Genomic DNA, 9343 nt, shown 5'->3' with positions numbered 1-9343 from the left:
GCCAACGTCGGCTCGGATTTACGGCCCGCTTTTTCGGCTTGGAGCGAAAAGCAAACTACGTGAATCCCGTGAGCGTTTACGGAGTCGCCTTCGAATGTCCTCTCAGCGCGCGCTCCGAACCCATGCAGTGGCTCAGGCGCAGGTCGGCACTCCACACCCTTGTGGAACGGCCAGGCATCGGCTTGCCGAGCCGTGCCCCGGTTGACGTCGATTGCGGCTGGGCGCAGCTTTGGAGGGCGTGGGCGACGCGCACGGCTGTAGCTGGCCTTCGCCCATCGGGGAGTGCCGCGCATGGAGGATTGCGAGGCCCATCGCCATGACCTTCGCCTGAAGGCCGGGATGCTGCGCCTTGCGGCCATCTTTCTGGTCTTCAGCGTGATGCTGCTCGCCGGTGGGCCGATCAAGGCGCTTGCGCAATCAGCGCCCCCGACGGAGGCCAGGACGATCGGCATCCTGCTCGTCCGGGAGATCCAGGAGCGCCCTCTCCCGCTGTCGCTGCTCGACATTCCGCCGCCCGACGACGGTATCGCCGGCGCGCGGCTCGCCATTGCAGACAACACCAATACGGGGCGTTTTCTCGGCCAGGAGTTTCGCCTGGACATCATCGAGAGCGCCAAGGCCGATGAACTGCTCGTCGAAGCCGAAAGCCGCGTCGCCGCGGGGCAACATTTTCTGGTGCTCGACGTGCGCGCCCAGACCGTTCTCAGGCTCGCCGACGCGCTGAAGGGAAAGGATGTGCTGCTGTTCAACGCCGGCGCGCCGGACGAAAACCTGCGCGAGGAGGATTGCCGCGCCAATGTCCTGCATACCGCCCCGTCACGCGCGATGCTCGCCGATGCGCTGGCGCAGTATCTCGTCTGGAAACAGTGGCGGCGCTGGTTCCTGGTTCTCGGAACGCGGCCAGAGGACGAGGCCTTCGCCGGGGCGGTGCGACGCGCGGCAAAGCGCTTCGGCGGCCGCATTGTCGAGGAGCGGGTTTTCTCCGACGAAGGCGGCTCGCGGCGCGCCGATGGCGGTCACGAACAGATTCAGCTGCAGATCCCGGTCTTCACGCAGAATGCGGCGGCCCATGACGTCGTGGTCGTGGCCGACGAGGCCGGGCTGTTCGGCGAGTACTTCCCATTTCGGACCTGGGAGGCGCGACCGGTGGTGGGGACACAGGGGCTGACGGCGACAAGCTGGCATCCCGCGCTCGAACAATGGGGAGCGACCCARTTCCAGAACCGCTTCAGGCGATCGGCGAACCGGACGATGCGCCCGCTCGACTATGATGCCTGGCTCGCGATCCGCAGCATCGGCGAGGCGGCAGCGCGCCGTCGCTCGACCGCGTTTGCCGAGATCGCGGCCTATCTGCGCTCCGCAGAGTTCGACGTGGCAGGCTTCAAGGGCCAGAAACTGACATTCAGGGACTGGAACGGCCAGTTGCGCGAACCGATCCTGATCGCGACGCCGAAGCTCCCGGTCTCGGTTTCGCCGCAGCCGGGCTTTCTGCACCAGTTCTCGACGCTGGATACGCTCGGGCTCGACCGGCCGGAAACGAAATGCAGATTGTAGGAGAGTAAGTCAGAGCCTGAAGCCAATCGCGTCCTGGTTTTTCGACATCATCATCGGAAACGGAACACCATGCGGCTCACATCATTTCTTTCGGCGGGCGCGCTTTTACTGCTCGGATCCACAGCCAACGCCTACACGGTGTTCGTCTCCAATGAAAAGGACAACACCGTCAGCGTCATCGACAGCACGACGCTGGAAGTGACCAAGACCATCAAGGTCGGTCAACGTCCGCGCGGGGTCGTGCTGGCCCGGAACGGCGAGTGGCTGCTGATCTGCGCGAGCGACGACAATGTCGTGCAGGTCTTCGACACCAAGACCCTGGAATTCGTCAAGAATCTGCCCTCGGGTCCTGACCCGGAGCTCTTCACCCTGCATCCGAAAGGCAACCCGCTCTATATCGCCAACGAGGACGACAATATCGTCACCGTCGTCGATATCGAGAAGGGCTCGGTCCTGTCGGAAATCCCCGTCGGTGTCGAGCCCGAGGGCATGGGCATCAGCCCTGACGGGACCATTCTCGTCAACACCTCCGAAACGACGAACATGGCGCATTTCATCGACACGGGAAGCAATAAGACGACCGACCATGTCCTGGTCGACGCCCGCCCGCGCTATGCGCAGTTCACGCCGGACGGATCGCAGGTCTGGGTCAGCTCCGAGATCGGCGGCACGGTCAGCGTCATCGACGTCAAGACGCGCAAGCCCGTCGGCAAGGTGTCGTTCCAGATCAATGGCGTCAACGCCGACGCCATCCAGCCCGTCGGCATCCGGATCACCAGGGATGGCAAAACAGCCTTCGTCGCGCTCGGGCCGGCCAACCGCGTCGCCGTCGTCGATACCGCAACCCTGAAAGTGGAGCGCTATCTCCTGGTCGGGCAGCGCGTCTGGCAGCTCGCCTTCACGCCCGACGAGAAGCTGCTCTTCACGACGAACGGCACATCGAACGACGTCTCGATCATCGATGTCGAGAAACTGCGTGTCACCAAGTCAGTGAAGGTAGGACGCTACCCCTGGGGTGTCGCCATCGCCCCATTTTGATCAGCGCGCGCCTCGGCACGCAGAAGGCCAAGAGTCGTTCGGAGGAGAGCATGAAGGCTTGCATCGTTGCTCCATCTTTGGCTAACGCGGCGCGGATCATCGTCACGTGAACGCAGCATTCGACGATCGGCGGGTCGGCATGGCGCTCTCGGTCGCCGGGGTCAGCCATGCCTTCGGCGAGCGGCGTGCCCTCGTCGATGTGTCGCTGGAGGTTCCGGCCGGTTCGTTCACCGTTCTGCTCGGCCTCAACGGCGCGGGTAAATCGACGCTGTTTGCGCTGATCACGCGGCTCTATGACAATGTCAGCGGCGAGATCCGGGTCTTCGGCAATGATGTGCGTCGCGCCCCGTCGGCAGCGCTGCGGCAGATCGGCGTGGTGTTCCAGAGCCGCTCGCTCGATGCCGACCTGAGCCTGCTGCAAAACCTCGCCTATCATGCGGCGCTGCATGGTTTCGGTCTCGCCGCGGCGCGGGCGCGCGCCATGGAACTGCTCGACATCATCGGGCTCTCCGACAAGGCACGCGACAAGGTGCGTGCGCTGTCGGGCGGCCAGGCGCGCAGGGTCGAGATCGCGCGTGCCCTGCTGCACGAGCCGCGTTGCCTTCTGCTCGATGAAGCCACCGTCGGCCTCGATATCGGAGCGCGCGAGGGCATCATCGCCCTGGTGCGCGATCTCGTCGCCAGCCAGGGGCTCGGCGTCCTGTGGGCGACTCATCTGATCGACGAGGTCGCGCCGAGCGATCGCATCGTCATCCTGCACAAGGGCCGGGTTCTGTTTGCCGGCGATCACGACAACCTGCTCGCCATGACGGGCACGGCAACGATACGCGAGGCATTCACGACGATGACGGGCTCTGCGGCTGCCAATCCTGCCGGCACGGTGGCGGCATGAAGACCATCCCGCTGGATCATGCGCCACCGACACTGGCGGACGCGCCGGAGCGCTCGGGCTTCTCTGGTTATCTCGCCTGCTTCAACGGCATCGTCTGGCGCGAGATGCTGCGCTTCATCCATCAGCGCGAACGCTTCCTCTCCGCGTTGGTGCGGCCGCTCGTCTGGCTCTTCATCTTCGCCGCCGGCTTTCGCCAGGTTCTCGGCGTCTCGATCATCCCGCCCTATGAAACCTATGTCCTCTACGAGGTCTTCGTGACGCCGGGCCTGATCGGCATGATCCTGCTCTTCAATGCCATGCAGTCCTCGCTCTCGATGGTCTATGACCGCGAAACCGGCACGATGCGAACCTTGCTCGTCAGCCCGTTTCCGCGCTGGTTCCTGCTGACATCGAAGCTGATCGGCGGCGGCGCGGTGGCGCTGCTGCAGGTCTATGTCTTTCTGCTGATCGCCTATTTCTGGGAAATCGAGCCGCCCTTGCTCGGCTACCTCACGGTGCTGCCGGCCTTGTTCCTGGCGAGCCTGATGCTGGGCGCGCTCGCCCTGTTCATGTCGTCGATCATCAAGCAGTTGGAGAACTTCGCCGGGGTCATGAACTTCGTGATCTTCCCGATGTTCTTTGCCTCGTCCGCGCTCTATCCGCTGTGGCGCATCCGGGAATCGAGCCCGCTGCTCTATGAGATCTGCCGCTTCAATCCCTTCACCCATGCGGTCGAACTGATCCGCTTCGCCCTCTACGCGCAGATTGATCCTGTCTCGCTTGCGGCGGTGCTGGGTTTTACCGCCGTCTTTCTCGCTGCCGCCATTTACGCCTATAATCCATCGAAGGGTTTGCTGGGTCGGCGTGGTGCTCCCGGAGGCACGGCATGACGTTCCCGAGAGGTCTTGTCCCGAGCCAACGCCTGATCCGCACGAGGCTCAGGATCGCCTGCGGCGCGGCCCTGTTCGCGGGCATGTTCGCAGCCTTGCCGGCGCGCCCGGACGAACCGGAATGGCCCTGCGTGCAGCGCAGGGTCGCGACGCTCACTGCGGCGCAGATGTGGGATGGCCCCGATGTCGAGGCGCTCACCGGCTGGCAGGACGACGCGGAGATGGAGCGCCTGATCAAGGCACTCGTCAGCCGCGCCAACCCGATGGAGCAAGCAAGCGAGAGCCTGGCGCAATGGGCCAAGGCCCAGCCGGACTCAAGCCGGGACGAGAAGCTGAAAATGCTGTTCGCCGGCGTGTTGAAGACCATCAATGACGACCGCGCCATCGTGCTCGCAGGGATCGGCCGGTTTCAGCATCGGCAAAGGCAGCTCGCCGAGCGGATCCAGGAGCAGGGAGCGGCGCTGGGTGCGCTGCGCGCCAAGGCGGCGCTGGACGAGAAGGCCAAGGCGGAGCTCACCGTGGCGGAGGACAGGTACAAGTGGGATACGCGGTTCTTCGCCGAGAGGCAGGAATCTCTGCCCCTCGCCTGCGAGATACCCGTGCAGATCGAGCAGCGCGCCTTCGATCTCGCCCGCGAAATCCGGGCGCTGATGAAGGATTGACGCCGCCTCGCCGCGGCCACGGCACTTCGGTGCCGGGCGCTTCGGTCCGGCGCGGGTCTCATAGCCCCGGCGCAATCTCGACGAGCGGAAGCAGCGCCTCGCCCCAGCCATCGCTGCCGTCGGGAAACCAGATGACATTGCTGTACCCCCAAGAGACGGCGCGCTTGGCTGCGTTCCAGGACATCCAGCAATCCTTCAGGCAGAAGAAGACCAGCGTTTTCGCCTTGTCGCCGCCGGTGAGCGTCGCGAGCTGCGCCTGGAAGGCCTGCAGCAACGGTTCGGGGATGACGCCATAGCCGGTATTGGCCAGCCAGACCGCGCCCGGAATGCTGCGATGCGGCGCCTCGCGCCAGACCATGTTCGCCGGCAGGTTGTCGGGTTTCACGGGGCGTGGCAGGACATCGATGAAGACGGCTGATTTCCCGCGCCACAGCAGCTCTGCTGCCCGTGTGTCGATGACGCGGGCGCCCTGGAGCATCGCTGGAACCGGCGCGCGATAATTCTCGGTACGATAGCCTGCGGGTTCGTCCGGGACGGCCCACGCCAGGCCGCCGGCCGCTGACCCCGCCGCCAGCCAGAGTGCCAACAGGGCAGTGCCGCGCCACATGGTCAGCGCCGCGGCGCTGTGATCGGCACCGTGTCCTCGTCCAGCAGCGGCACGCCGAAATCCAGCAGGATCGCATCGATATCGCCCTGCCTCCTGGCGATGATCTCGTTCAACTTGCGTTTCCAGTCATCCTCCTGATGACGCACGCCGAAGGTGATCCGATAGGCCATGCGCGGCCCCATCGTTTCCCTCAGCAGCGGCGTCACGGTCAGCTTTTCGCCGCCGCGGCTGGCGAAATAGCCGCCGATCGGCCCCCACAGGATTCCGGCATCGATCTCTCCGGAACGGATATCGGCGATCATGCGCTCCGCGGGAGAGTCGAAGCGCCGGTCGACCGTCAGCGGATAGGGCCTTGCCTTCTGCATCAGGCCGAGCATCGCCATGATGTTCCCGGGCGGTGTGCCGGCGACGATGCCGATGCGCTTGTCCTTCAACCGCTCGTCGGCAAGCGTAACGACGCCGTCGAGCCTCTGCCCCGGCCGATGAACCAGGACATAGCTCGAGCGGTAATAATGGTTGCTGTTGAGGACGAGATCGTCGCCCTGCGCGTAACCGATGATCAGGTCGCAGCGCTTTGCGAACAGCGTCTGGCGCACAAATCCCGTCGCCTGCGGAAACCAAGTGTATTCGAGCGGAAGCTTCAAATCATCCGCGACGAGTTCGGCGATCTTGTTCTCAAAGCCCTGCCCCGCCTCGTTCGAGAAGGGCAAATTGGCCGGGTCGCTGCAGACGCGGAGGACTTCGTGATTGACCRGATCGGCACGGCCGGTCTCGGCGGCGTGGCTGGCGCCCCCCGCGGCGAAGAGGAGGATCGCGCAGCAGATCAGCCAGCGAAAGACATCAGCGGGCCGCCATGCCCGCACTGGTGGCCGGGTGGTGGCAGGGCCGGACACGCAGCTGCTGCGCAGCCGTCCGGGCCTCGCTCTAGGAGCCCATGCAGGTCTTTTCATTTTGGACGGCCGTCTCCGGCTTTTCGACGGCGCGTTCCGGACGCGTGCCCCGCGGCAGCACACCATCGGCGCGCGCCTTGAGATAAACGTAGATGTCGTCGAGATAGCACATGACATTGGCGTTATCGCCGAGCGCCGGCATGACGCTCGTCTTGTCGGGGCGCGTGATCGTGCGCCCGCCAGCCACCACTTCCGTGAAGTCAGTATATTTCATGGTTTTCAGGGACCCGACCAGGGCCGGGGCATAGCTCGACCCTTCCCCCTCCGGCCCGTGACAGACATGGCATTCCGAATGGTACCGCCGGAAGCCGGAGTAGGTATACCAGTCGACCTTGCCGTCAGCCGTGATGTTGTAGGTCGGCGTGCCGTCCTCCAGCGTCCATTTTCCATCCTGTTCGGTCTTTGCCGGCTTGTCCTGCGACGACCCGCCGGTCGCCGGCAACAACACGGCCAAAAGAGCGAAACCTGCAAGTGCGAAGCCGATGCCGAAATGTTTCACTTTCAGCCTCTCCGGTAGCCGCTGCATCGTCGATTGTCGGCCGTGACAGCCGGGGCGGGCATCAAAAAGGCCGGCGCAACCTGTTCAGCCGCGCCGGCCATCCGTCACGCGCCGATCATGGCAGCGTGAAGACCGTTAACACACCACCGAGCGCGGTGTAGTCGCGCAGCGCGGCATAGCCGCCGACTGCGCCGAGACCGTCGGTCGGATTGGTCAAACCGGCAGCGAGACCGATCCCGGCCCAGCCACCGATGCCGGACAAGACCGCGACCTGCTGCTTGCCCTTGTGGGTATAGGTCATGACGTTGCCGATGATGCCCGACGGCGTCTTGAACTTGAACAGTTCCTTGCCGTCCTTCTCGTCAACCGCCTTCAGGTAACCTTCCAGCGTGCCGTAGAAGACCACCCCGCCTGCGGTCGCGAGCGCACCCGACCAGACCGAGAACTGCTCCGGAACCGACCAGACGATCTTGCCCTGGCCTGCATCCCAGGCGACGAAATTGCCCATGCCGCCATGGCTGCCGGGTGCCGGATACATCGAGAGGGTTGCGCCGACATAGGGTTGGCCGGCCGTATAGGACACGCGGAACGGCTCGTAATCCATGCAGACATGGTTCGTCGGCACGTAGAACAGACCCGTCCGCGGCGAATAGGCGGCCGGTTGCTGGTCCTTGGAGCCCAGCGCCGCCGGGCAGACGCCCTTCGTGTTCTTGTCCTGGCCGGTCTGGAATGTCGACATGGCCGACACGACCTGCGGACGGCCATATTGCGGGCTGTTCTTGTCCATCACGACCCCGGTCGTCCAGTTGACCTTCGGGTCGAATTTCTGGGCGACGAGCAATTCACCGGTGACACGATCGAGCGTGTAGCCAAGCCCGTTGCGGTCGAAATGAACGAGCGCCTTACGGGGCTGGCCGCCAACCGGGATATCGGCGAGGATCATCTCGTTGACGCCGTCATAGTCCCACTCATCGAATGGCGTCATCTGGTAGGCCCATTTCGCGACGCCGGTGTCGGCATCACGGGCAAAGATCGACATGGTCCATTTCTGGTCGATCGGCTTGCCGTCGGCGCCGGCGCGCTGCACCGGGTTCCAGGTCGAGGGATTGGCGGTGCCGTAGAAGAACAGGTTGGTTTCCGGATCATAGGAATACCAGCCCCAGCTCGAGCCGCCGCCGATCTTCCACTGATCGCCCGTCCAGGTCTTCAGCGAGGAATCCTTGCCGACCGGCTTGCCGAGCGACGTGGTTTTCTCAGGATCGATCATCATCTCGCTGTCGGGGCCGGTCGAATAGGCCCGCCAGAGCTGCTTGCCTGTCTTCATGTCGTAGGCGGTGACATGTCCCCGCACGCCGAATTCCGCTCCGGAAATGCCGACGATGACCTTGTCCTTCACCGGCAGGACAGTGGCCGTATTGGTCTCGCCCTTCTTCGGATCGCCGTTGACGACCTTCCAGATTTCCTTGCCGGTCTTGGCATCGAGCGCCACCACCGTGGTGTCGGCCTGATGCAGGAAGATCATGCCGTCCGCATAGGCGACACCGCGATAGACCGTATCGCAGCACATCACCGGAATGACCGACGGGTCCTGCTTGGGCTCGTATTTCCAGAGGATCTTGYCGTCCTGATCCAGATCGAGYGCATAGACGATGTTTGGAAACGGCGTGTGGACATACATCGTGCTGCCGATGACCAGGGGCGCGCCTTCATGGCCGCGCAGCACGCCGGTCGAGAAGGTCCACGCCACCTTCAGATTCTTGACGTTGTCTCGATTGATCTGGTCGAGCTTGGAATAACGCGTATTCGCGTAGTCGCCAGTCTGGATGGCCCATTGGTTTGGATCAGATGTCTGCTTGATCACATCAGAATTAGCCAGCGCGAGCGCTGGAAAGGCCACGGTCGTCAACAAAGCTGTCGATTGTATAAGCTTGCGCATGACGTTCCTCCTGGCGTTTTTTGTCTGCTGCGATAGCGCTCCATAGCGTGGTCACGGCTGAACACCCGAAGCGTCCAGGCGTTTCGGCATGCGTTCAGGCTACGACTGCATCAACGCCAACCGGGCGTCAGTCATAGAAGCCGATTTCTACCGGTGCATGTGTAAGCCCTTTTTCGATGACGGACAAGATCGCAGCAAGATTCCATCCCCTCCAATCCTACAAAATTACGCCCAAACACGATCTGGACACGCGCCAACACGTCACGATTACTGACCTACGCAAATGCAATCGCAATGAATGCTGCATCGCACAATTCAGGGAGGAGACAGATCAAC

9 protein-coding genes are annotated in these 9343 nt (G+C 63.5%); 5 read left to right on the top strand and 4 right to left on the bottom strand.

What is annotated here, in order from left to right; translation table 11 throughout:
- Positions 1-291 precede the first annotated feature (291 nt).
- From AC1DRP_RS31490 to AC1DRP_RS31470, 5 genes are all read left to right on the top strand, one after another.
- Positions 292-1554 carry an ABC transporter substrate-binding protein gene (locus tag AC1DRP_RS31490; protein WP_441508418.1) on the top strand — a complete coding sequence of 421 codons (1263 nt, stop codon included), beginning with the start codon at positions 292-294 and terminating at the stop codon, positions 1552-1554.
- A 69-nt stretch (positions 1555-1623) separates the two neighbouring features.
- The gene (locus AC1DRP_RS31485; RefSeq protein ID WP_441493139.1) at positions 1624-2592 is read left to right on the top strand and encodes a YVTN family beta-propeller repeat protein; all 969 of its coding nucleotides are present in this window, start codon (positions 1624-1626) and stop codon (positions 2590-2592) included.
- Between the two features lie 139 nt (positions 2593-2731).
- Positions 2732-3484, top strand: a complete 753-nt coding sequence (locus AC1DRP_RS31480) for an ABC transporter ATP-binding protein (RefSeq protein ID WP_441508435.1) — start codon at positions 2732-2734, stop codon at positions 3482-3484.
- The gene (locus AC1DRP_RS31475) at positions 3481-4353 is read left to right on the top strand and encodes an ABC transporter permease (RefSeq protein ID WP_441508417.1); all 873 of its coding nucleotides are present in this window, start codon (positions 3481-3483) and stop codon (positions 4351-4353) included. Before AC1DRP_RS31480 ends, AC1DRP_RS31475 begins: the two co-directional genes overlap by 4 nt.
- A complete protein-coding gene (locus AC1DRP_RS31470; protein WP_441508416.1) occupies positions 4350-5015 on the top strand; it encodes a hypothetical protein in 666 nt (221 codons plus the stop codon). The genes AC1DRP_RS31475 and AC1DRP_RS31470 overlap by 4 nt, the downstream gene beginning before the upstream one ends.
- Positions 5016-5073: 58 nt before the next feature.
- On the opposite strand, the gene AC1DRP_RS31465 is transcribed toward AC1DRP_RS31470, so the two are convergent.
- The 4 genes from AC1DRP_RS31465 to AC1DRP_RS31450 all read right to left on the bottom strand — a co-directional run bounded on the left by AC1DRP_RS31465 (position 5074) and on the right by AC1DRP_RS31450 (position 9007).
- The gene (locus AC1DRP_RS31465; RefSeq protein WP_441508415.1) at positions 5074-5622 is read right to left on the bottom strand and encodes a PQQ-dependent catabolism-associated CXXCW motif protein; all 549 of its coding nucleotides are present in this window, start codon (positions 5620-5622) and stop codon (positions 5074-5076) included.
- Between the two features lie 2 nt (positions 5623-5624).
- Positions 5625-6434, bottom strand: coding sequence for a substrate-binding domain-containing protein (locus tag AC1DRP_RS31460; protein WP_476770551.1), 810 nt, complete (start codon positions 6432-6434; stop codon positions 5625-5627).
- Between the two features lie 112 nt (positions 6435-6546).
- Entirely contained in the window at positions 6547-7071 is a 525-nt protein-coding gene (locus AC1DRP_RS31455) for a c-type cytochrome, methanol metabolism-related (RefSeq protein WP_441493144.1), read from the bottom strand.
- 115 nt (positions 7072-7186) lie between these two features.
- A complete protein-coding gene (locus tag AC1DRP_RS31450; RefSeq protein ID WP_476770550.1) occupies positions 7187-9007 on the bottom strand; it encodes a methanol/ethanol family PQQ-dependent dehydrogenase in 1821 nt (606 codons plus the stop codon).
- Between the last annotated feature and the right edge of the window lie 336 nt (positions 9008-9343).

The organism is Allobosea sp. 01N443 (assembly GCF_056399325.1).
This window is presented reverse-complemented; position numbering and strand designations above follow the sequence as displayed.